At 63.0% G+C, this 22,394-nt stretch carries 25 protein-coding genes; 9 read left to right on the top strand and 16 right to left on the bottom strand.

Going from position 1 to position 22,394, the window contains the following annotated elements; all coding sequences use genetic code 11:
* Positions 1–58: 58 nt before the first annotated feature.
* The 3 genes from QIW53_RS01395 to QIW53_RS01385 all read left to right on the top strand — a co-directional run bounded on the left by QIW53_RS01395 (position 59) and on the right by QIW53_RS01385 (position 2,191).
* Positions 59–901 carry an ABC transporter permease gene (locus QIW53_RS01395; RefSeq protein ID WP_371047914.1) on the top strand — a complete coding sequence of 281 codons (843 nt, stop codon included), beginning with the start codon at positions 59–61 and terminating at the stop codon, positions 899–901.
* Positions 902–904: 3 nt separating this feature from the next.
* On the top strand, positions 905–1,618 hold the full coding sequence (locus QIW53_RS01390; RefSeq protein WP_371047913.1) for an ABC transporter ATP-binding protein: 714 nt from the start codon (positions 905–907) through the stop codon (positions 1,616–1,618).
* A 300-nt stretch (positions 1,619–1,918) separates the two neighbouring features.
* On the top strand, positions 1,919–2,191 hold the full coding sequence (locus tag QIW53_RS01385) for a hypothetical protein (protein ID WP_371047912.1): 273 nt from the start codon (positions 1,919–1,921) through the stop codon (positions 2,189–2,191).
* A 36-nt stretch (positions 2,192–2,227) separates the two neighbouring features.
* Here the strand turns inward: QIW53_RS01385 and QIW53_RS01380 are convergent, their stop codons facing one another.
* The 3 genes from QIW53_RS01380 to QIW53_RS01370 all read right to left on the bottom strand — a co-directional run bounded on the left by QIW53_RS01380 (position 2,228) and on the right by QIW53_RS01370 (position 3,451).
* Positions 2,228–2,377 carry a hypothetical protein gene (locus QIW53_RS01380; protein ID WP_371047911.1) on the bottom strand — a complete coding sequence of 50 codons (150 nt, stop codon included), beginning with the start codon at positions 2,375–2,377 and terminating at the stop codon, positions 2,228–2,230.
* A gap of 64 nt (positions 2,378–2,441) precedes the next feature.
* Positions 2,442–2,753 (bottom strand): AzlD domain-containing protein, encoded by a 312-nt coding sequence (locus QIW53_RS01375; protein WP_371048075.1) that lies wholly within the window; start codon positions 2,751–2,753, stop codon positions 2,442–2,444.
* A complete protein-coding gene (locus QIW53_RS01370; protein ID WP_371047910.1) occupies positions 2,753–3,451 on the bottom strand; it encodes an AzlC family ABC transporter permease in 699 nt (232 codons plus the stop codon). Before QIW53_RS01370 ends, QIW53_RS01375 begins: the two co-directional genes overlap by 1 nt.
* A gap of 156 nt (positions 3,452–3,607) precedes the next feature.
* Here QIW53_RS01370 and QIW53_RS01365 point away from each other — a divergent pair, with 156 nt between their 5' ends.
* Positions 3,608–4,558: a GGDEF domain-containing protein gene (locus QIW53_RS01365; protein ID WP_371047909.1), complete on the top strand. Its 951-nt coding sequence runs from the start codon at positions 3,608–3,610 to the stop codon at positions 4,556–4,558.
* 51 nt (positions 4,559–4,609) lie between these two features.
* Entirely contained in the window at positions 4,610–4,978 is a 369-nt protein-coding gene (locus QIW53_RS01360) for a DUF2784 domain-containing protein (RefSeq protein ID WP_371047908.1), read from the top strand.
* On the opposite strand, the gene QIW53_RS01355 is transcribed toward QIW53_RS01360, so the two are convergent.
* Positions 4,953–6,560 carry a sensor domain-containing diguanylate cyclase gene (locus tag QIW53_RS01355; RefSeq protein ID WP_371047907.1) on the bottom strand — a complete coding sequence of 536 codons (1,608 nt, stop codon included), beginning with the start codon at positions 6,558–6,560 and terminating at the stop codon, positions 4,953–4,955. The genes QIW53_RS01360 and QIW53_RS01355 overlap by 26 nt on opposite strands.
* Before the next feature lie 56 nt (positions 6,561–6,616).
* Positions 6,617–7,144, bottom strand: a complete 528-nt coding sequence (locus QIW53_RS01350) for a DUF3087 domain-containing protein (protein ID WP_371047906.1) — start codon at positions 7,142–7,144, stop codon at positions 6,617–6,619.
* Between the two features lie 213 nt (positions 7,145–7,357).
* Between QIW53_RS01350 and ppnN the strand changes: the two genes are divergently transcribed.
* From ppnN to QIW53_RS01335, 3 genes are all read left to right on the top strand, one after another.
* Positions 7,358–8,731, top strand: a complete 1,374-nt coding sequence (gene ppnN / locus QIW53_RS01345; protein ID WP_371047905.1) for a nucleotide 5'-monophosphate nucleosidase PpnN — start codon at positions 7,358–7,360, stop codon at positions 8,729–8,731.
* 154 nt (positions 8,732–8,885) lie between these two features.
* On the top strand, positions 8,886–9,620 hold the full coding sequence (locus QIW53_RS01340; RefSeq protein WP_371047904.1) for a response regulator: 735 nt from the start codon (positions 8,886–8,888) through the stop codon (positions 9,618–9,620).
* Between the two features lie 233 nt (positions 9,621–9,853).
* Positions 9,854–10,078: a hypothetical protein gene (locus QIW53_RS01335; protein WP_192308355.1), complete on the top strand. Its 225-nt coding sequence runs from the start codon at positions 9,854–9,856 to the stop codon at positions 10,076–10,078.
* 64 nt (positions 10,079–10,142) lie between these two features.
* Here the strand turns inward: QIW53_RS01335 and QIW53_RS01330 are convergent, their stop codons facing one another.
* The 11 genes from QIW53_RS01330 to QIW53_RS01280 all read right to left on the bottom strand — a co-directional run bounded on the left by QIW53_RS01330 (position 10,143) and on the right by QIW53_RS01280 (position 21,312).
* Positions 10,143–11,576 carry an FAD/NAD(P)-binding protein gene (locus tag QIW53_RS01330; RefSeq protein WP_371047903.1) on the bottom strand — a complete coding sequence of 478 codons (1,434 nt, stop codon included), beginning with the start codon at positions 11,574–11,576 and terminating at the stop codon, positions 10,143–10,145.
* 14 nt (positions 11,577–11,590) lie between these two features.
* Positions 11,591–12,358 carry an ABC transporter ATP-binding protein gene (locus tag QIW53_RS01325; RefSeq protein WP_371047902.1) on the bottom strand — a complete coding sequence of 256 codons (768 nt, stop codon included), beginning with the start codon at positions 12,356–12,358 and terminating at the stop codon, positions 11,591–11,593.
* 3 nt (positions 12,359–12,361) lie between these two features.
* On the bottom strand, positions 12,362–13,702 hold the full coding sequence (locus tag QIW53_RS01320) for an ABC transporter substrate-binding protein (protein ID WP_201188864.1): 1,341 nt from the start codon (positions 13,700–13,702) through the stop codon (positions 12,362–12,364).
* A 36-nt stretch (positions 13,703–13,738) separates the two neighbouring features.
* Positions 13,739–14,788: a branched-chain amino acid ABC transporter permease gene (locus QIW53_RS01315; RefSeq protein ID WP_371047901.1), complete on the bottom strand. Its 1,050-nt coding sequence runs from the start codon at positions 14,786–14,788 to the stop codon at positions 13,739–13,741.
* A gap of 4 nt (positions 14,789–14,792) precedes the next feature.
* Entirely contained in the window at positions 14,793–15,674 is an 882-nt protein-coding gene (locus tag QIW53_RS01310; RefSeq protein WP_371047900.1) for a branched-chain amino acid ABC transporter permease, read from the bottom strand.
* Positions 15,674–16,450, bottom strand: a complete 777-nt coding sequence (locus QIW53_RS01305) for an ABC transporter ATP-binding protein (RefSeq protein WP_371047899.1) — start codon at positions 16,448–16,450, stop codon at positions 15,674–15,676. The genes QIW53_RS01310 and QIW53_RS01305 overlap by 1 nt, the downstream gene beginning before the upstream one ends.
* On the bottom strand, positions 16,447–17,346 hold the full coding sequence (locus QIW53_RS01300; RefSeq protein ID WP_371047898.1) for an AMP-binding protein: 900 nt from the start codon (positions 17,344–17,346) through the stop codon (positions 16,447–16,449). The genes QIW53_RS01305 and QIW53_RS01300 overlap by 4 nt, the downstream gene beginning before the upstream one ends.
* A gap of 180 nt (positions 17,347–17,526) precedes the next feature.
* Positions 17,527–18,930, bottom strand: a complete 1,404-nt coding sequence (locus QIW53_RS01295) for an LLM class flavin-dependent oxidoreductase (RefSeq protein ID WP_371047897.1) — start codon at positions 18,928–18,930, stop codon at positions 17,527–17,529.
* Complete coding sequence (locus QIW53_RS01290; RefSeq protein ID WP_371047896.1) at positions 18,930–19,379, bottom strand: acyl-CoA dehydrogenase; 450 nt, start codon at positions 19,377–19,379, stop codon at positions 18,930–18,932. The genes QIW53_RS01295 and QIW53_RS01290 overlap by 1 nt, the downstream gene beginning before the upstream one ends.
* 10 nt (positions 19,380–19,389) lie before the next feature.
* Positions 19,390–20,592 (bottom strand): SfnB family sulfur acquisition oxidoreductase, encoded by a 1,203-nt coding sequence (locus QIW53_RS01285; RefSeq protein ID WP_371047895.1) that lies wholly within the window; start codon positions 20,590–20,592, stop codon positions 19,390–19,392.
* Between the two features lie 156 nt (positions 20,593–20,748).
* Positions 20,749–21,312 carry a helix-turn-helix domain-containing protein gene (locus QIW53_RS01280; protein ID WP_371047894.1) on the bottom strand — a complete coding sequence of 188 codons (564 nt, stop codon included), beginning with the start codon at positions 21,310–21,312 and terminating at the stop codon, positions 20,749–20,751.
* On the opposite strand from QIW53_RS01280, the gene QIW53_RS01275 reads away from it, so the two are divergent.
* Positions 21,307–22,344, top strand: coding sequence for a DMT family transporter (locus QIW53_RS01275; protein WP_371047893.1), 1,038 nt, complete (start codon positions 21,307–21,309; stop codon positions 22,342–22,344). The two genes, QIW53_RS01280 and QIW53_RS01275, sit on opposite strands and share 6 nt — an antisense overlap.
* Positions 22,345–22,394: the final 50 nt, after the last annotated feature.

Here is a 22,394-nt window from a genome sequence, read left to right as displayed (position 1 = left end):
GCCTGCGGGCAAGACCGAATCCGCGCCCGTCGCGGATTCGTCGTCATTGGAGAACCCCATGACCAGCAAAAGCAAAACCCTGCCCCTCGAACTGCCAGCCGCCCGTCGCGCCCCACTGGCCTTGAGCAATGCCTGGCGGCTGCGCCTCAAGGGCCTGGCCCTGCCCGTGCTGATTCTTCTATTGCTGGAATTCGTCGTACGTATTGGCTGGCTGCCGTCCTACCAGATGCCGGCGCCCAGCGAAATTGCCCTGACCCTCGGCGACCTCGCTGAAGGCCCCTTGTGGAAACACATCAGTGCCAGCCTGCTGCGCGTACTGCTGGGCTTTGCCATCGGCGCCAGCCTGGCGCTGGTGTTTGCCGCCTGGGTTGGTTTGAGCCGTGAGGCCGAGGCCTGGCTGGAGCCGACCTTCGCCGGCCTGCGCTCGATTCCGAGCCTGGCCTGGGTGCCTTTGTTGCTGCTGTGGCTGGGCATCGACGAAACCTCGAAGATCGTCCTGATCGCCATCGGCGCCTTCTTCCCGGTGTACCTCAACGGCGTCGCGGCGATCCGCAACATCGATCGCAAACTGGTGGAGGTCGGGCAAATGTACGGCTTCAGCCACCTGCGCCTGGTCCGGCGGATTCTGCTGCCCGCCGCCCTGCCCGGCCTGTTCACCGGACTGCGCAGTGGCATGAGCCTGGCGTGGATGTTTCTGGTGGCGGCCGAACTGATCGCTGCGACCAAGGGCCTGGGCTACCTGCTCAGTGACGGTCGCGAAACCTCCCGCCCGGACATCGTGCTCGCAGCCATCATCGTGCTGGCGCTGCTGGGCAAACTCAGCGACGGCGTGCTCGCCGGGCTGGAGAAGCGTTTGCTGACCTGGCGCGACACCTTCAACGGCCACCGCACAGAGGACTGAGTCATGAGCGATCACCTGCTGGACATTCGCGTGGAGCGCAAGACGTTCGCCGCCACCACCGTGCTGCAAAACATCCACCTGCAACTGCAACCCCGGGAAACCGTCAGCCTGCTGGGCCCCAGCGGTTGCGGCAAAAGCACCTTGCTGAGGATCGTCGCCGGATTGGAAAAGGATTTTCTGGGCGAGCTGCGCAGCACCGCCGGCGAAGTCGCGTTCGTGTTCCAGGAACCGCGCCTGATGCCCTGGCTGACGGTGGAACAAAACATCGGCTTCAGTGCCGACGGCCACTATGACAAGGCCTGGGTCGCCCAACTGATCGAGGAAGTCGGGCTGGGTGGCTTCGCCGATGCCCTGCCCAAGGCGCTGTCCGGTGGCATGGCGCAGCGGGTCGCGATTGCCCGCGGCCTTTACTCGCGGCCCGACGTGCTGCTGCTCGACGAACCCTTCAGCGCCGTGGACGCCTTCACCCGGATGAAACTGCAGGACCTGCTGCTGCAACTGGCCGAACGCCACGCCATCGCCCTGCTGCTGGTCACCCACGACGTCGACGAAGCGCTGTACCTCAGCGACCGGGTCCTGGTGATGGACAATCGCCCCAGCAGCATTCGCCAGGAAGTGGAGGTGTCACTGGCTCATCCTCGGGATCGGCGTGATCCGTTGCTGGCGCAACTCAAGGCGCTGTCGTTGACCGAATTGCAAAGGGCGCATGTGATCTAGTGCCGGACAGGAGTGTAATCAGCGATGAACCTGCCTGTTTCGCCACTGAATCGATCATATCCAACAAAGCCACTTGCGGTTCAACTTGCTCGACTGTTCGACGAGTGTTTCATTCAATTAACACTTGATTCAAACAACCGATAGAAAGTTGAACCGCCTGTCAGACAATCCAAACGTCGTACATACATTGCCCCTCACTACGGCTAGCATGCGCAGCCATTTCCACAGGCATTCGCCCAGTTGACCGCAGAGTCTACGAGCCAGGAAATCCTCTTACATCAAGCCCTTGCAGAGAACCGAATGCGCGACGATTTTTCAATGAATCAGGTCGTTGGCCTGGAATGCGTTTATCGCACTTCGACAGAACGTTATCGGCTGGATTGTTTTATCGAACAGTATGTAACTACTCGTAACTTGCGCTCGGTGCCCGAGATAGACACCACCCTGCGTTCGACGCTTGGACGTTATCCCGGCCGACATCCGGTCATGGTCAACGAGTTGAACGCCTGGATCGACCGGGCATTGGGTTACCGGGCGGTGCACCCGGAAGAGTTGCATCCGGAGGATGTGTAGCCGGTGGTACGGTCTGTAGGACGGGGACGAAATCCCTCACGGTTTCAACGGCCGCTCCTCATCACGCTCCGACAGTTCTCGACTGTCATCATGCTTCCAGTCCTGGCGCTGGCGCCGCTGACGCTCGAGTTCCTCTTCGCTCGGCTCATCCTCATCCAGCTCCGCACGCTTGTGTTCTTCGGCCATGGGCACCTCCGTACCTGATGATCGGCAATCATTATCAAGCGTAGAACAGATCCGCCACGCCGGCTCACAGCCACCAGCGCAACAGGAAGAAAAACCCCATGCTCAACAACATGCTGAGCAAGGTGTTGCGGGTGTACAGCACCAGCCCCACGGCCACCACCGAGCTGATCAGGTAGGGGTTGTCCCATTGCAGGTTCAGCTGTTTGTCCGGCATGAACACGATCGGACCGCAAATCGCCGTGAGCATGCCCGGCACCGCGAAGCCGAGAAATTGGCGGGCATTGCTGCTCAGGCGCAATGGCAGGCGTGGTTCGAGAAACACGTAGCGGTTGAGGAACACCACAATCCCCATGCCGACAATCACAGCCCAGACCATCATGTGCGTCCACCCTGGAATTTGTTGCAGACAAAACCCGCCGTCATCCCCGCCAACCCCGACAGCACCAGGGCCGAGCCCCACTGCCAGTAGCTGAACAACACCGAGCAGAACAGCGACACCGCGACGCAGACTACCGTCGGCACATTGCGCACCACCGGGGTGATCAGCGCGATGAAGGTGGCGGCGATGGAAAAGTCCAGCCCCAGATGTTCCAGCCCCGGGATGCTGCTGCCCAGCACAATCCCGGCCAAGGTAAAGAGGTTCCAGGCGACATAGAACGTCAGCCCCACACCCAGCGCGTACCAGCGGTCAAATTGCTGCTTGTCATGCTGACTGGTCAGTGCAAACAACTCGTCGGTGAGCAAAAAGCCCAGCCCCGCACGCCAGCGCCCCGGGAGCGGTGAAATGACCGAGCGCAGGCTCATGCCGTAGAGCAGATGCTGCGAGGTCAGCAGCAACGTGGTCAGCAGGATGGAAAAGGTCCCGGCCCCGCCCTTGAGCATGCCAATGGCGACCAATTGCGCCGCGCCGGCGAACACGATGCTCGACAGGCCCTGGCCTTGCAGCGGCGTCAGGTTGGCTTCGATGGCCATGGAGCCAGCCAGCAGCCCCCAGGGCGCGGTGGCCAGGGACAATGGCATGATCGCCACAGCGCCACGAAGAAAGGCGCTGCGCGGCAGGTGTGAATGGGACATAACGCTCTGCAACCGGGAAAGACCTGTGACTGTGCCAGTTGTCGGCGCCGATGGCTTGAACAATCTTGCGCATCTGCACCGCTCATCCGCTGCTGGCTTGATGCCCCTGCACAGTGGCAACATGACGCCGCCCATCCCATGGAGATACGGCCCGTCATGAGCGCATTCGAAACCGACAGCGATGTCTACAAGACCCTTCTTGAGTCGACCAAGGCCATCCCATGGCGTATTGACTGGAAGACCATGACGTTCAGCTACATCGGACCGCAGATCGAAAGCCTGCTGGGCTGGAAACAGGACAGTTGGCTGTCGGTGGATGACTGGGTGGAGCGCATGCACCCGGACGATCGCAACTACGTGGTGGAATTCTGCGTCTCGCAGTCGCGCGCCGGTGTGGACCATGAAGCCGATTACCGGGCGCTGACCCGCGACGGTGACTACGTGTGGATTCGCGATGTGGTGCACGTCGTGCGCAAGGATGGCGAAGTGGAGGCGCTGGTCGGCTTCATGTTCGACATCAGCGAGCGCAAGAAAACCGAAGAGCACCTGATTCGCCTGCAGAAGCAGCTCGAGGAGTATTCCTTCCAGGACGGCCTGACCGGCATCGCCAACCGGCGCATGTTCGACACCGTGCTCGAACGCGAGTGGGCCAACGCCCAGCGCACCGGCCTGCCGTTGTCGCTGATCATTCTGGATATCGACTACTTCAAGCAGTACAACGACCACTACGGGCACATCAAGGGCGATGAATGCCTGCGTCAGGTCGCCAAGACGCTGTCGCTGGCCGCCAATCGACCACGGGATTTCATCGCACGGATCGGCGGCGAGGAGTTCATCTGGTTACTCCCGGAAACCGACGCCGATTCCGCCAGGTTGGTGGCGCACAAATGCCTGCACCTGATTCGCCAGCAGCAGATCGTCCACGGGTTTTCCGCCGTTTCGCCGCTGCTGAGCCTGAGCCTGGGCGTCGGCACCACGACCGCGCCGCTACAGGAAAACGCCTTGGCGTTCGTCGAGCAGGTAGATAAATTGCTTTACAAGGCCAAGCACCAGGGGCGGATGCGCGCCGAATTCGCCGAGTTCGATGTTTCCAGAACCACCGGTTAGCAGGCGACACGGTACGCTGCAGCCTTTGGCAATACGGGTCGGGAAGCCACCATGTTCTATCGAATCGCCGCCGACGGCCTGGTGCTGTTTCACCTGCTGTTCATCCTGTTCGTGCTGTTCGGCGGGCTGCTGGCCCTCAAATGGCAGCGCCTGATCCTGCTGCACCTGCCGGCAGCCGCGTGGGACGTGGCGGTGGAGATGTTCCACCTGACCTGCCCGCTGACCCCGTGGGAGAACCTGATGCGCCAGGCGGCCGGGCAGACCGGTTATGCCGGTGGGTTCATCGAGCATTACCTGTGGCCGGTGATCTACCCCGCCGGCTTGACCCCGGCGATTCAGTTGGGCCTGGGCAGCCTGGTGCTGGCAATCAACCTGCTGGTGTACGCCCAGCTATTCAGGCGCTGGAAGTCCGATCGCTGAACAGCTGATTGGCGATGACCGTCATGTTCCGGCCACTGGCCTTGGCCACGTGCAGCGCCTTGTCCGCCGCATGGATCAGCTCGTCCGGCTGGGCCTGGGACGCCGGGTCGAACGCCGCGACCCCGAGGCTGACCGTCACCACGCCATCGGCGCCGTTGCTGGTGGGAATACCGGCCTGCAACACCGCCTGGCGAATGGTCTCGGCCAGCAGGAATGCCCCGACATAATCGGTTTCGGGCAACACCACCGCGAATTCTTCGCCGCCGTAACGGGCCACCAGGCTTTCGGGAGACTGGATGTGCTGCGTGATGATGGTGCTGATGCAGCGCAGGCATTCGTCTCCGGCGACATGGCCGTACTGGTCGTTGAAGGGTTTGAAATGATCGACATCGATCATCAGAACCGCCAGGCCCGACTGGGTTCGCCGTGCACGGTCCAATTGCGCATGAATGAACAGGTCGAACTGGCGCCGGTTGGACAACCCCGTCAGCGCGTCTTCCATGGCCAGCAGCTTCAGGCCGCGATTGACCTCCAGCAGTTGGTCCCGGGCGTCGAGCAGATCATTCTGCACGCGATTCTGGCGTTTCATCAGGCCGATCAGGCGATACCCCAACACGCCGATGAACCCCAGCAACAGGGCAACGATCGCGGCGCTGAGCAGCGACACCTCGCGCCAGCCGGCGAGAACTTCATCCTTGTTGACCGCGGCAAAAGCGATCAGCGGATAGCCGTCGACCCGGCGAAACCCCACGACCCGCTCCACGCCATCGACCATCGATTTGACCATGGCCGTCCCGGCGTCGCCCGTCGGCAGCAACTGCTGGAACAGCGGCCCCTTGGCAATGCTGGTACCGACCTCCGAGGCCTTGAAGGGCCGGCGCACCACGATGCTGGCGTCGTCGGCGATCAGATTGATCACGCCGTTGCCGCCCATGTCGATGCTGTTGTACAGCGAGAGGAAATGATCAAGGTAGATGGTGGCCAGGGCCACGCCGGCAAAGCTGCCGTCGGGGTGATTGATCCGCCGTGACACGGTCATGATCCATTCGCCACTGGAACGGCTCTGGATCGAGGGGCCGATGTGCGGCCCACGGTCGGGGTGATCGCGATGGTAGATGAAATATTCCCGGTCGGCGTTGTTGGCATCCGGCACGACGGCGCCATTGGAGTTGGCCACCCAGCGTCCCGCTTCGTCATAGACGAACAGGCCGTGCAACTGAGGCAACTCACTGCGCTGGGCCCTGAGCAGACGTTCCAGATGAGCCTGGCGCACGGGGTCAAGGGGCTCGTATTCGAGGCGTTCAACCAGGGTGAACAGCAAGGTGTCGGCTTGCTTGATCGTCGCCTGAGCCTGTGAGGCGAGGGTCTGCGCAAGGTTGGACATCGCCACTTCCTTGTCGCGCAGATGGTACTGGCGCGAGTTCCAGGCCTCCCAGATCACGATGGCGCTCATGGACAGGCACATGACGACCAGCAGAATGACCACTGAACGCACCTTGAGCCTGGCCACGGCGGACCGGGCGGTCGCCAGCGTGCCACTGCCAGCGTGGTCGACGCCTTCTTCGGTGGACGGGAGGGCCATGACGCTCCTTTTCATGTCGATATGTGGCGATCGGTCGCGATCATGCGGCCAAACGTTTACGCGCCGGGCTGTTTTACCGCTTCAAGCCATGCCGGGTCCAATTGCGTCTGCTGCGGGTCCAGGCCCAGCGCTTCCATCCGTGCCTTGTGCTGGTCCATCTCGCGTATCAGTTGGCTGTGATCACTGGAATTGCCGTCAAGCTGGTGCATCTGGCTGAGTCCCAGATGGTAGAAGCGCAGCAGCTTCATGGCGCTCGGATCGTCCTTGGCCACCGCCGCCGTAACGTGGTGCATGACGTTGGTGATGCTCATCAGGCTGCGCTTGAGTTGCCAGCCGTAGACCGCCGGTGCCATCCACGCCTGCTTCCAGAATGTGCCGCGCATGAGCGCCGCCATCAACAGCACCGCGACGAACACGCCGCCGACGTTGAACCGAAAGTTGTCGCCCCCCGGCTCGCCGAACATCGTCACCGCCGCCGTCGACAGCACCATCGCCAGGACGAGGAAAAGCACAGCGATGATGATCGTGCTGCGGCGGGTCTGGCGGCGATAACTTTCCGGGTTTTGCGGCTGGATTTCAAACATCGCGACGGATTTCCTCAGGGGCATGGACAAAAAGTCTGCGGGGCATTATCGCCTCTGGGAAGGATTTAGCTATGCTGGGGCTCCTTTTCATTTTTTCATCGTCAAAGGGTAACGTGGCGATACCTCGCGGTTCGTGCCATCTTCTTGTGTGGAAACATATTTATTCGGATGTCAGGCGTCTCTGACGGGTGGCATCGTTTTAAGGATTCTTGAATGGCCCAACGACAAGTAATCAATGCCTCGGTCAGCCCGAAAGGCAGCCTCGAAACCCTCTCTCAACGTGAAGTCCATCAACTGAGCGAAGCCGGTTCCGGCAGCACCTATGCCCTCTTCCGCCAGTGCGCCCTGGCCATCCTCAATACCGGCGCCCATGTCGACAACGCCAAGACCATCCTCGAAGCCTACAAGGACTTCGAAATCCGCATTCACCAGCAGGACCGTGGTGTGCGCCTGGAGCTGTTGAACGCTCCCGCCGATGCCTTCGTCGATGGCGAAATGATTGCCAGCACCCGGGAAATGCTCTTCAGCGCCCTGCGTGACATCGTCTACACCGAGAATGAACTGGATGCCCAGCGCATCGACCTCAGCTCTTCCCAGGGCATCAGCGACTACGTTTTCCACCTGCTGCGCAACGCCCGCACCCTGCGTCCGGGCGTCGAACCGAAAATCGTGGTGTGCTGGGGCGGCCACTCGATCAACACCGAAGAGTACAAGTACACCAAGAAAGTCGGGCATGAACTGGGCCTGCGCAGCCTCGACATCTGCACCGGTTGCGGTCCCGGCGTGATGAAAGGCCCGATGAAAGGTGCGACCATCGCCCATGCCAAGCAACGTATCCACGGCGGGCGCTACCTCGGCCTGACCGAGCCGGGGATCATTGCCGCCGAGGCGCCGAACCCGATCGTCAACGAACTGGTGATCCTGCCGGACATCGAAAAACGCCTGGAAGCCTTCGTGCGCGTGGGCCACGGCATCATCATCTTCCCCGGCGGCGCGGGCACGGCCGAAGAATTCCTGTACCTGCTCGGCATCCTGATGCACCCGGACAACCAGGGCCTGCCGTTCCCGGTGATCCTTACCGGGCCGAAACACGCCGCGCCGTACCTGGAACAACTGGACGCCTTCGTCGGCGCCACCCTGGGCGATGCGGCAAAACAACATTACGAAATCATCATCGACGACCCGGCGCAGGTCGCGCGGCAGATGACGGCCGGGCTCAAGGCGGTGAAACAGTTCCGTCGCGAACGCAACGACGCGTTCCATTTCAACTGGCTGCTGAAGATCGACGAAGGCTTCCAGCGCCCGTTCGATCCGACCCACGAGAACATGGCCAACCTCAAGCTCAGCCGCAACCAGCCAGCCCACGAGCTGGCCGCCAACCTGCGCCGCGCGTTCTCCGGCATCGTCGCCGGCAACGTCAAGGACAACGGCATTCGCCTGATCGAGGAACATGGGCCTTACCAGATCCGCGGCGACGCCGAAGTGATGCAGCCGCTGGATCAACTGCTCAAGGCCTTCGTCGCCCAGCACCGGATGAAACTGCCGGGCGGCGCGGCGTATGTGCCATGTTATCGGGTGGTGTCCTGATACATGGATGAACGCGGCCCCCTGCAGGAGCGAGCATGCTCGCGATGGACTTGAGAACGCCGCGGGGTGTCAGGCACCCAGCGTTATCGTTGACGACCATCGCGAGCATGCTCGCTCCTACAGAGGAGAGCGCGCAAATAACGAGAGAGCGTACATGGACCACGTAAACCACATCCTGATCGTCGACGATGATCGCGAGATTCGCGAGCTGGTTGGCAATTACCTGAAGAAGAACGGCCTGCGCACCACGGTGGTGGCGGACGGGCGGCAGATGCGCAGTTTTCTGGAAGCCAATCAGGTCGACCTGATCGTGCTCGACATCATGATGCCCGGTGACGACGGCCTGCTGCTGTGCCGCGAATTGCGCTCGGGCAAACACAAAGCCACGCCGATTCTGATGCTCACCGCGCGCAACGACGAAACCGACCGGATTCTCGGCCTGGAAATGGGCGCCGACGATTACCTGACCAAGCCTTTCGCCGCCCGCGAACTGCTGGCGCGAATCAACGCCGTGTTGCGCCGTACCCGGATGCTGCCGCCCAACCTGTTGATCACCGAAAGCGGGCGGATGCTCGGCTTCGGTCGCTGGCGCCTGGACACCACCGCCCGGCACCTGCTGGACGAAGACGACACCATGGTCGCCCTAAGCGGCGCCGAATATCGCTTGTTGCGGGTGTTTCTCGATCACCCGCAACGGGTGCTCAGCCGCGACCAGTTGCTGAACCTGACCCAGGGTCGCGACGCCGACCTGTTCGATCGCTCCATCGACCTGCTGGTCAGCCGCCTGCGCCAGCGCCTGATGGACGATTCCCGGGAATCGACCTACATCAAGACCGTGCGCAATGAAGGCTATGTGTTTTCCTACCCGGTGGAGATGCTGGGCGCCTGACCCGTGAAACGGCAGGAGCGAGTTTGCTCGAGGAACGCCCAGACACGGCGAGCATCCATTAGCCGGCGTTATCGTTGACGTTCTTCGCGAGCAAGCTCGCTCCTACAGGTCAGTCACCGGCCAGGTGCCGAATCATTGTCTTCGATAACGACTATGCCTCAGGGTGTTTTCACATCGAAAAGCTCCAGCACTAGAGTGGACCCATCTTCTCCCCACCCTTCTGGAGCAACATCATGAAAAGCATTATCGGTCTTGGTTTCGCCCTTTCGGTTCTTGGTGCAACTTCCGCCATCGCGGCGCCCCACGCCACTTCGCAAGTCGTCGCGGCAGCTGAAGTCAGCCAACCGGCCACGTTGAACGTGAACACCGTGAAAGTCGATTCAAAAGACAGCCAGGCAAGCAAGCTGTACGTGGCTGAAAACCGTCCCGAGTTCGGTTCGAAGTATCAGCGCTACTGAGTCACCGGCGTGTGCCGCTTGAAAGAAAACCCCGCAGCGAGTCGATCTCTGCGGGGTTTTCCGTTCAAGGCCGGCCGGCCAGACGCGCCGCCAGCGCCTTGGCCTGAAGCGCCACATCCGTTACCGCCGTACTTTCCCACCACATCCCCCGCAATGGCGGGCCCATGGCGAACAGCCGACGGGCGACCTGGCCATTGGCATCGTGTACCGCGCCGTCCACCGCCGCCGCAATCCCCAACGCCAGCGGCCCGGGTGTTATCAGCCCGCGTGCCAGCAACTGCCGGGGCAGCGCCCGCGCCACCCGCCGCCAGTCGTATTCGATACCGCTGGAATTGATCAACGCCGCGCCGCGCACGACCACCGTTTCAGCCTCGCCACGGCGACGAATGCGAATGCCGACGTCCGACCCCGAAGCCGGCTCCAGTCCCTTGAACGACGCGGCCTGAATGCGCAGCCGCCCTTCACCGTGCAGGCGCGTCACCAGCTCGGCACTCAACGGCGGCGAGCGATGGTGATGGCTTTCCCACCACGGCCGCACGTGCCGCACGAACTGCCGACGCTGCACGTCCGTCGCCTGGTGCCATAAACGGCCAATGTGCACCCGCACGGTGTCGAGCGGCGCCTGCCAGTCGATGCCCTGGGCGAGCGCCTGCCGACACTGCCGGCGCAGTTCGCGCAGCAGTTGGCGCGGTGTGCGAAGGCTGTGGTCCTGGGCAAGAAAATCCACCCAGGCCGGCGGTTGCCGGCGCACGTGCGGCAACAGGCCGTGCCGGGAAAACACCTCGATCGGCCCGCGATGACCGGCTTGCTCCAGCGACACCACGGCATCGACCATGGTCAGCCCGGAGCCGATGATCAGCACCGTGGCTTGCGGGTCCAGCTGACGCATTGCCGCCACGTCCCAGGGATCGAGCGCCGCGGCGTTCAAGCCGCTGGACTCGGTCTGCGGTGTGCGCGCAGCGGGGAACATGCCCGTCGCCAGAACCGCATACGCGCCCTGCAAACGCTGGCCATCACTCAGGTGCAGGCGCACCGCGTCATCAAAAGACTCCAGGTCCACCACTTCGGCCCGCACATGCTCGACGGTCGAGCCCTGCAAGGCCCCCACCGTCTGCGCCTCGGCCAGGCGCTGCTGCACGTACAGGCCGAAGATGCCGCGGGGCGGAAACAGTTCGCTGACCGGTACATGCTGTTCGTCGGACTCCGGCCAGCCGCCGGCGGCAATGTAGTCGGTCAGCCATTGGGTCAGGTCGTCGGCATTGTCCGGGTCGACGCTCATGCGGGCCGCGTTGCCGTTCAGGGTGTGGCCCAGTTCGACCGCGCTGTAGGCCTCGCCACGACCGAGTTCGGGTCGGGGCTCGATCACCAACAGCGAGCGCTTGCCGGGCAGTCGCAGCAACTGCGCCGCGAGCATCGCGCCGCTGAGGCCGCCGCCGATGATCAGGATGTCTGCGTGGCGGATGACGTCTGTCGCCTGTCCGCGTGGGATTTCAGTCATGGCGCTCTCTATGATCAGTGTTTACCCAGGTAAAAGTCATGCAGGTCGCCCCGCGCCAGCAACGCCTCGCTGCTGCCGGACAGCACCACCCGGCCGGTGTCGAGCACACAGGCCTGCGACGCGTACTTGAGTGCCACGTTAATGTTTTGCTCGGCAATCAGGAAGCTCACCTGCGCCTCGCGATTGAGCTGGGCGACGATCTCGAAGATCTCCTGGACGATGATAGGCGCCAAACCCATGGAAGGTTCATCGAGCAGTACCAAAGTAGGACGCGTCATCAGCGCCCGACCGATGGCGACCATCTGCTGCTCGCCGCCGGAGGTCAGACCGGCCTGGGTCTTGCGCTTGGTCTTCAGGCGCGGGAACCAGGCGTAGATGCGCTCCAGGTCGCGGGCCAGGTCCTGACGGCTCAAGCCACGCACGAAACCGCCGCTGCGCAGGTTGTCCTCGACCGTCAGTTGGGGGAACACGTGCCGGCCTTCGAGCACGTGCACCATGCCCTGGCGCACCCGCGCACTGGGGTCGACAGCCGCCGTGTCCTGGCCGAGAAAGCGGATGGTCCCGCGACTGACCTGCGCCCGCTCGGCCCGTACCAGGCCGGAAATGGCCTTGAGCGTGGTGCTTTTTCCCGCGCCGTTGGCCCCCAGCAGGGCGACGATGCCGCCCTTGGGCACCGTCAGCGACACGCCGGCCACGGCCAGGATCGCGCCGTCGTAGATCACTTCGATATCGTCGACGTGCAGCAGCTCGTCGGCCGCAAGGTCGCTGGCAGTCTGGCCCATGGGTTATTCGTCTCCGTTGCAGGTGCGTGGCGTCAGGCCTTTTTCCTTGGCGAACGCGGCGGATTTTTCATCGATCAACGGCCGCAGCAGGGCACGATCGGCGGCGATCCAGTCGCTGATCAGCGTCCAGTTGGCGCCATCCCACTGCTGAACCCTCGCCGAGCCGCCACCTTCGTGGTCCTTGCACGACAACTTGAGGTTCTGCATCAGGCCGAAGTAACCCATGTCCTTGAGGCGGGCGTCGTCGATGTTCAAGTGCTCAAGGCCCCAGCGCCCTTCTTCGCCATTGAGCGGTCGCTTGCCGAATTTGCCCTGGGCGGTACGGATCGCTTCCACCGCCACCGCCGCGTTCACCAGCCCGGAGTTGTAGTAGACGCTGCCGAAGTTCTTCAGGTCCTTGAGGTCGCTCTTGCCCTTGTCGAGGATGGACTGCTTGAGGCGTTTGTGGATCTCGAAATCGGTCCCGGCCGGGTATGGCGTGAGCGCCAGATAGCCCTTGGCGGCGGCACCGGCCGGCAACACGTCTTCGCTGGAACTGGCCCAGATGTCGCCGACGATATGGTCCACCGGGAAGCCGAAACGCGCTGCGGTCTTGACCGCCACCGGCGTCGACACGCCCCAGGTGCGCAGGAACACCCAGTCCGGGTTGACCTGGCGAATCTGCCGCCATTGCGCCGATTGTTCGTTGCCCGGATCGGCCACCGGAATCTGGATGTTCTCGAAACCGTATTTTTCCGCCAGCAGCTTCAGCGGGCCGAGGGTTTCACGACCGTAGGCCGAGTCGTGGTAGACCGTGGCGATCTTCTTGCCCTTGAGTTTATCGAAACCACCCTCGCGCTGGGCGATGTAGTTGATCAGGCTCGACGCCTCGCTGTAGAAGGTCAGCATCACCGGGAAGTTGTAGGGGAACACCGTACCGTCCGTGGCCTCGGTGCGGCCATAGCCGAGGGTGATCAACGGGATCTTGTCGACTTCGGCGCGCTCGCTCAGGGCATAGGCCGCCGGGGCGCCGTTGGGTTGGTAGACCGCCACCGGCGCGCCATCCAGGCCTTTCTTGAAGCGCTCATAGCACTCGATGCCCTTCTCCGCCGTCCACTCGGTCTCGCATTCCTGCCAGACCAGCTTCACGCCGTTGATGCCGCCCTCCACCTCGTTGATGTAGTTCAGGTAATCGATCATCCCCGCCCAGACCTGCACGCCGCTGGAGGCATAGGCGCCCACGCGGTAGGTGGCCAGGGGGAAGAACTGCTGGTCCGGCGAGGCCTGGACCACCGGCACCGCACTGCTGAAAACCGCCAGCGTCAGGGCTGCGCCGAGCAAGGAACGTTTCAAGGTTGCACGCATGGTGTCTCTCTAATAGTGGGAGGGAGTGGAATGGATTCAGAAGCGCAGCGGCCAGTGGCCCAGCCGTTCGCGAAGATTGCCCAGCAGGCGGATCAGGCCTTCCGGCTCCTTGATCAGGAACAGGATGATCAGCGCGCCGAAGATGATTTTTTGCAGGTTCTGCAATTGCCCGGCATCCACCGCACCGCCGAAAAAGGCCTGGCCGGCGTGGCTGAGCAGGATCGGCAGCAGGCTGATGAACGCGGCGCCGACGAAGTTGCCGGCGATGCTGCCCATGCCACCGATAATGATGATGAACAGGATCTGGAACGAACGATTGATGTCGAAACTGCTGGCACTGGCCGTGCCCAGGTAGGCGACGGCCCACAGTGCCCCGGCGATGCCCAGGTAGAACGAGCTGACCGCGAACGCCAGGTGCTTGTAGCGCACCACCGGAATGCCGATCACGGCAGCGGCGGTGTCCATGTCGCGGATCGCCATCCAGTTGCGACCGACCTGGCTTTTCACCAGGTTCAGCGCCACCCAGGTCAACAACAGCACGGTGCTCAGGGTCAGCAGATACCGGCCCAGCGGCGTGCTCAGGTCATGGCCGAACAGCGCCAGTTTCGGCGCGGAAATGGTCCCGGACGAACCGTAGTTGTAGAACCAGGGAAACTTGACGAACAGCCACTCCAGGAAAAACTGCGCCGCCAGCGTGGTGACCATCAGGTAAAAGCCTTTGATCCGCGAGCTCGGCAGACCGAAGACGTAGCCCACCACGGCGCTGATCAGCCCGCCGCCGAGCAACGCCAGCGGCAGCCCGAGCTCCGGCAAGCGCAACAGAAAGCCATAGGTGGCGAACGCGCCGACCGCCATGAACCCCGCCGCGCCGACCGAGGTCTGGCCGGTGTAGCCGGTGAGCAGATTGAGGCCGAGCCCCGCCAGGGACAGCACCAGAAACGGGATCAGGATGGCGTTCAGCCAATAATCGTTGCCGGTCAGTGGCACGACTACGTAGGCCATCAGCAACAGCGCGATCAGTGCGAACGGAGCGCGGCGCTGCACCAGCAAGGCCGGCGCGGTTTCACGGGTAAGGGAGATCGACATGGTTTCAGACTCGCTCGATGGCGCGCTCGCCGAACAGGCCGGCGGGACGGATATACAGGAAGACCAGGGCCAGGACGTAGGCGAACCACGGGGTGATGCCGCCACCGATCAACGGGCCGACGTACACCTCGGCGAGGTTCTCCGCCGCGCCGACGATCAGCCCGCCAACAATCGCCCCGCCAATCGAGGTGAAGCCGCCGATGATCAACACCGGCAGGGCCTTGAGCACCACCAGCGACAGGGAAAACTGCACGCCTTGGCGCGCGCCCCAGAGCAGGCCCGCGACCAGGCCGACGATCCCGGCCACCGCCCAGACGATCTGCCAGATGCGGTTGAGGTTGATGCCGATCGACAACGCCGCCGTGGTGTCGTCCGCCACCGCCCGCAACGACACGCCAATGCGGGTCTTGTTGAACAGCAGTGCCAGCACCGTCACCAGAACGATGGCGGCTGCGGCGGCGATCAGGTCGAACTGGCTGACCATCATCGCGCCGATAAACACCGGCACGTCGTCGATGCCCAGATCCAGCGCCCGCACTTGCGAGCCCATCAGGCCCTGGGCCAGCCCTTCGATGATGAACGACAGACCGAGCGTGGCCATGAACAGGGTGATCTGCGACCGATTAACCAGCGGCCGCAGCACCAGCCGTTCGATCAACAAGGCGCCGACGATCATCACCAGCACCGTCAGCAGCAGCGCCAGAATGAAGGGCACGCCCTGATCGTGCAGGCTGACGAAGGTCAGCGCGGCGAACAGCAACATCGCGCCCTGGGCAAAATTGAACACGCCGCTGGCCTTGTAGATCAGCACGAAGCCGATGGCGACCAGCGAGTACATGGTCCCGGCGAGCAAGCCGCCGAGCAGGGTTTCGAAGAAGAACGTCATCAGTGCACCACTCCCAGATACGCAGCGATTACCTCAGGGTTGGCCTGCACTTCAGCGGGCGTACCGTCGCCGACCTTGCGCCCGTAATCCAGCACCACCACGTGGTCGGACAGGCCCATCACCACGCTCATGTCGTGCTCGATCAACACCACTGTGGTGCCGAGCTCGCGGTTGATGTCGGCGATGAAGCGGGCCATGTCCTGCTTCTCTTCGGCGTTCATCCCGGCCATCGGCTCATCCAGCAGCAACAGGCGCGGACCGGCGATCAGGGCGCGGCCCAGCTCCACGCGTTTTTGCAGGCCGTAGGACAGATTGCCCACCGGCACATCGCGGTAGGCTTGCAGCTCGAGGAATTCGAGAATGCCCTGGGCCTGCTGGCGGAAATCCGCAGCTTCGCGACGGGCGCGCGGCAGGTTCAGGGCCTGTTCGAGGAAGCCGCTGCGCAGATGCCGCGACAGGCCGGTCAGCAGGTTGTCGATCACGCTCATCTTCTTGAACAGCGCGTTGTTCTGGAACGTCCGGCCAATGCCCCGGCGGGCGGCGCCCAACGGGTCGATGCGCCGGTAGGCCTGTTGCTCGAAGACGATCGAGCCGGCGTCGAAGCGATACACGCCGTTCAACACATTGAGCAGCGAGCTCTTGCCCGCGCCGTTCGGCCCGATCAGCGCGCAGATCTCGCCACGACGCACGTCGAAGGACAGCTGGTTGATGGCCTTGACGCCTTTGAAGGACAGGGAGATGTCGCTGACTTGCAGAATGAAATCGGTCGAGCTCATGCGATGTCCCGTTTGAATTCGTTGAGCCGCTCGACATTGACCGGCGGCGTGCGTGGGGCTTGCCAGATGTCGTGCAGATTCTGGAAACCGAGCAGGCGCCGGACGCGCTGCTTGATCAGGCGTTGCAAGCCTTTTTCCGGATGGGCGATGGCCCAGTCGCACAGACGCCGACGCCAGGTCCCGGGCGCGGCGAGGCGGCTGTCGATCTCCTGCGCCAACCGTTGCAGGCGCCCGGCTGACAGCAGCAGCCCCGAGGGGGCCACTTCGCGACGGTCGCGACTGGCACTGCCGGGGCTTTCCGGAAAAGCCAGGGATTGCCCGCTGCTCAACCATTGCTCGAGCAGCACGGTGAGGCCACCCTGCCATTGCGTGCCCTCCTCGCTCCACCATTGCGCGTCCGGGCGGCCCAGCCGCAGGCGCTGCGGCGGTTCGCCCGGGCCGAGCAAGCGGGCGAAGTCGAGCAGCGACTGGCCATGATTGAGCCACAACTGCCGGGTCTGCCGGCGCGGGACGAAAGCGTGGGTCGGCTGGCTGTGCCAAAGGATGGGATGCAGGGCCTGGGCGTCGAGATCGTCGGCCACCGCCAGCACCTCACCGCCCGCCTGGTACGCGGCCAGGGCCAGCAGCAACAGGTTGGGTTCGAAGGCGCCGCTGACGCCCAGTCGCGATTGCTCGCTGAACCCCTGCTGGCGCAAGCCATCGGCCAGGCGCTCGACGTCGCGCAACACATCGATCCAGCGCCAGGCATACCACTGACCATGGCGCTTGTGACGTAACGCCGGCTGCAACGGGCTGACCTGCGCCCAATGCCGCAACTGCTCCAGCGCCTTGGGCACACTGACCCGCCATTGCGCGGTATCGGCAATCGGCGGTCGCTTGAGTTCGTGCACGCTCATGGATGACCTCCTGTTCATGGGCAAAAAGCGTGCGGTGGTCCGCTGGGCTGGTATTTCTATGTGATGGCGCCATTCCCTGTGGGAGCCGGCTTGCCGAGGATGGCGGTCTGACAGGCGACAACGATGTTGAATGTGCCGGCCTCATCGCGAGCAAGCTCGCTCCTACATGTTTCTCGGTGGTCAGGCTGGCACCGCCTTCTTCTCCTGCTGGCGCAACCCGGCCAAATCCCGATACCCCGCCCCGGGATGCCCCTGCACCAACCGTGGGCCCTCGCCGAACAACTTCTCGCGCAAGGTGCCCGGTGCGTATTCGCTCTTGTACACCCCGCGCTTTTGCAACTCCGGCACCAGCAGTTCCACGGCGTCGATGAAGGTTTCGTGGGTCAGGGCATAGGCCAGGTTGAAGCCGTCCACATCGGTCTCCTCGACCCATTCCTGCAGCAGGTCGGCAACGGTTTCCGGGCTGCCGACGAACAGCGGGCCGAACCCACCGATCCCCACCCAGTCAGCCAGTTCGTGGGGCGTCCAGACCTTGTTCGGGTCTGCCGTGGAGAACGCGTCCACCGCCGATTGAATGGCGTTGGTGTGCACGTGCTTGAGCGGTTCATCGGGCTTGAACTGGCTGAAGTCGATGCCGGTCCAGCCGGAAATCAGGGCCATGGCGCCTTCGTAGCTGACCCAGCTTTTGTATTCCTCGAACTTGGCCTTGGCCTTGGCATCGGTTTCGCCCAGGATCACCGTCTGCAAGTTGAAAATCAGGATCTTCGACGGATCGCGCCCGGCTTCGGCGGCGCGGCGGCGGATGTCGGCCACGGTCTTCTTCAGCAGCACTTTCGACGGCGCCGCGACAAACACACACTCGGCGTGCTCGGCCGCGAACTGCTTGCCGCGACTGGAGGCACCGGCCTGGTACAGCACCGGCGTGCGCTGCGGCGAGGGTTCACAAAGGTGAATGCCCGGCACCTGGAAGTGTTCGCCGACATGGCGGATTTCATGGATCTTGCTCGGGTCACTGAAAATCCGGCGCTCGCGATCGCGCAGGATCGCGCCCTCCTCCCAACTGCCCTCCCAGAGTTTGTAGCAAACCTCCAGGTACTCCTCGGCATAGTCGTAACGCGCATCGTGCTCGGTCTGGGCTTTCTGGCCGAGGTTCTTCGCGCCACTTTCCAGGTACGACGTGACGATGTTCCAGCCGGCACGGCCCTTGGTCAGGTGATCGAGGGTCGAGAGACGGCGGGCAAACGGATACGGGTGCTCGAACGACAGCGAGGCGGTCAGGCCAAAACCCAGGTGCTCGGTGACCAACGCCATCGGCGGAATCAGTTGCAGCGGATCGTTGACCGGCACCTGGGCCGCCTGGCGGATCGCCGCGTCACCGTTGCCGTTGTAGACGTCATAAATGCCCAGCACGTCGGCGATGAACAGACCGTCGAACTTGCCGCGCTCGAGGATTTTCGCCAGGTCGGTCCAGTACTCCAGGTCCTTGTACTGCCACGAGCGATCCCGTGGGTGCGCCCACAAACCGGGTGACTGATGACCGACGCAGTTCATGTCGAAAGCGTTGAGACGAATTTCGCGGGCCATTAAACGGCTTCCTTTGCAGACGGGTGGACACTGGGGGGATGAATGCCGTTGAGACGGAAGTTGCCGATCAGGTGCAGCTTCCAGCGCAGCGGATCGTGCAGTGAACCGGACAAGGCCGTGCGGCGTCCGGTCAGTTCGAATTCGGCGTTGCTCGCCGTGGCCAGGGCTTCGGCGCTGGCCAGGTCGGACTCGGCAACGGCCACGCTGATTTCGGTGGCCTCCTCATGGCGGTCGAGCAAACCCTCGGCACGTTCGAGCAGCGCAGCGGCCACTTCAATGCGGATCTGCACGTCACCAAAACGGCTGATCACATAGGGATCTTTCGTGATGTTGGGCTGTTGACGGACAAACGCCAGGGTCGTTTCCAGCAGGTTGCGGGCGTGGTGCAGGTCATGCTGACTGCCGGCCAGCGATTGCACGACAGCGACAGGTCGGGTCAAGGCATTCATGGTAATTTCCTCAGTTCCAGGCGTGGCGCGCGGGCTTCACGCCGTTGAGCAGGTGGTTGCCGATCAGGTGGTACTTCCAGCGCGCCGGGTCGTGCAGGGTGTGAGTCCGGGCATTGCGCCAGTGACGGTCGAGGTTGTACTTGCCCAGCACCGAGCGGGTGCCGGCCAGTTCGAACAGTTTGCTGCTGGCGAGCAAGGCGACTTCCGCAGACAGGACCTTGGCCTGGGCGACCACCACCGATGCGTGGGCCACCGTGTCTTCATTGGCGTCGAGCAGCGCGGCATCGATGGCCTGGCCGGCCTTGCGCAGGATCGCTTCGGTGCCGTGGACACGCCATTCCAGATCGCCAATCGCGGCGATGCTGAACGGGTCCTGCCAGCCATGGTCATGCCCGCTGTCGATCCAGGGGCGGGACTCACGGGCATAGCGCTTGGTGTCTTCCAGCGCGCCGACGGCGATGCCGGTGTCGACTGCGGCCTGGATGATTTGCGAGATCGGACCGTCGGCAGTCGGTTCATCGAAGGCCTTGTGGGCCGGGATCACCGCGCTGAGCGGCACCTTCACCGCGTTCAGGGTGACCCCGCCGCTGGCGGTGGTGCGTTGGCCGAAACCGTCCCAGCTGTCGATCACGCTCAGCCCCGGGTTGTCACGCTCGATGAAAGCGATGAACGCCTGGTTCTGTTCGTTGACCGCCACCGCCGGCACGATGTGTGCGAACAACGCGCCGGTGCAGTAGAACTTCTCGCCGTCGATCTGCGCGGTGTCACCGTCGAAACGAATGCGGGTCTCGAAGGCCCCGGCGTTTTTGCTTTTCGACTCCGAGAAGGCATTGCCGAATCGATAACCCTGCAGCACCTTGGCGAAATAGTAGCGCTTCTGCTCTTCGCTGGCGGTTTGCAGCAGGATATCGAGCACGCCGAGGTGGTTCTGCGGGATCTGGCCCAGGGAGGAGTCGGCGGCGGAGATGATCTTGATCACTTCGGCGACCGTCACATAGGACACGCCGGCGCCCCCGTAGGCCTTGGGCACAGTAATGCCCCAGAGGCCGCTGGCGGAAAACTCGTCGAGTTCGGCGACCGGCAGACGCCGTTCGCGATCACGCTCGCTGGCGTCGACGGCAAAGTGCGCGGCAAGCTTGTGCGCGACGGCAATCGCCTCGGCATCCGAGCGAATCACATGGGCGGTGCGAGGGGGTTGGGCAGAGGCTGTCATGGGCCGACTCCAGGTTCCGGTGAATGCACCAGAACGATTGCAGGAGTCATGCCTGAATTTATATTCGTTCTATTTCAATGATTTACAGCAAAAACAAGAGAAGCACCCGGCACAGCAAACCAGCAAAGTGTCCGTTCAATGTTGGTCAGCCAACACTTAGATCACCACGTTTCTGATGAACCGCGCGGCCACCTCGCCCTCGTTGCGATAAGCGTGCGGCTGGTTGCTGGCAAACATGTAGAACTCGCCGGCGGCGATCCGCTGCGGCGTATCGCCGAGCATTAAAGTGAGACAGCCTTCGAAGACGTAGATCTGCTCGCTCCAGCCATCGGCGTCCGGTTGCGAGGGGTAGATTTCCCCCGGTTGCAGGCACCACTCCCACTGCTCCACCTCACGGGTCGCCGAGGCCTTGGAGAGCAATACCGCCTTGCTGCCGGGAATTTTCCCGGCCCAAGCCACTTCATTGATGCGGCTGGGGTCGCGGGCATCCGGGGCTTGGATCAGGTCGCTGAATGCCACCTCCAGCGCTTCGGCCACACGGTCGAGGGTGGTCAGGCTGACGTTTTTCTCACCGGCTTCGATGGCCACCAGCATGCGGCGGCTGACCCCGGACTTTTCCGCCAGCGCGGTCTGGCTCATGTCGGCGGCATGGCGCAGACGCCGGACGTTCAGACTGACGTGCTGGAGGACCGAAGCACGCTGCATGGAATCTTTGTGCACTATATTGCTCACTTGAGGGGGCTGAGCAGTATACTGCCCAACATTTGGCGCATTGTGCGTCGCCCTCAGGTAGCGTGCAAGATCATGACGTCGTTGAACACCTCCCCGGCTTCTCCTCGTATTCCACGGTTCAGCAAGGCCGAATGCGTGCTGGTGCTGATCACCATGGTCTGGGGCGGCACCTTCCTGCTGGTGCAGCACGCCATGACGGTGAGCGGTCCGATGTTCTTCGTCGGCCTGCGTTTTGCGGCGGCGGCGCTGATCGTCGCGCTGTTTTCCTGGCGACACCTGCGCGAGCTGACCCTGTTCGAACTCAGGGCGGGCGCTTTCATCGGCGTGGCGATCATGCTCGGCTACGGCTTGCAGACCGTGGGTTTGCAGACCATCCCCAGCAGCCAGTCAGCGTTCATTACCGCCCTGTATGTGCCTTTCGTGCCCCTGCTGCAATGGCTGGCGCTGGGCCGCCGTCCGGGGTTGATGCCAAGCATCGGCATCATGCTGGCGTTTACCGGGCTGATGCTGCTGTCGGGGCCGGCCGGTGCGTCGTTCCATTTCAGCCCGGGTGAAATCGCCACCCTGATCAGCGCCATCGCGATTGCCGCCGAGATCATCCTGATCAGCAACTACGCCGGCCAGGTCGATGTGCGCCGGGTGACCGTGGTGCAACTGGCGACCACCTCGGTACTGGCGTTCCTGATGGTGGTGCCGACGAATGAGGCCCTTCCCGACTTCTCCTGGTTCCTGTTGTGCAGCGCCCTGGGCCTGGGCGCCGCGAGTGCGGCGATCCAGGTGGCGATGAACTGGGCGCAGAAGAGTGTTTCGCCGACTCGGGCCACCTTGATTTATGCCGGTGAGCCGGTGTGGGCCGGGATCGTCGGGCGCATCGCCGGGGAACGCTTGCCGGCCATTGCCCTGGTGGGCGCCGGGTTGATTGTCGCGGCGGTGATCGTCAGTGAGTTGAAGACCAAGGGTAAGACTGACACTTGCGATGAGCGAGAAAGCGAGGGAGAAGGCAATCCTCAAGACTTATAGCGACGGGTCGTCCGCTTTCGCGAGCAAGCCCGCTCCCACACTTGAACAGC

Origin of the sequence: Pseudomonas fluorescens (assembly GCF_041354075.1) — a bacterium.
GTDB classification, from domain to species: Bacteria; Pseudomonadota; Gammaproteobacteria; order Pseudomonadales; family Pseudomonadaceae; genus Aquipseudomonas; species Aquipseudomonas fluorescens_CE.
The sequence above is the reverse complement of the archived record's forward strand: the minus strand, read 5'-3'. Positions and strand labels throughout refer to the sequence as shown.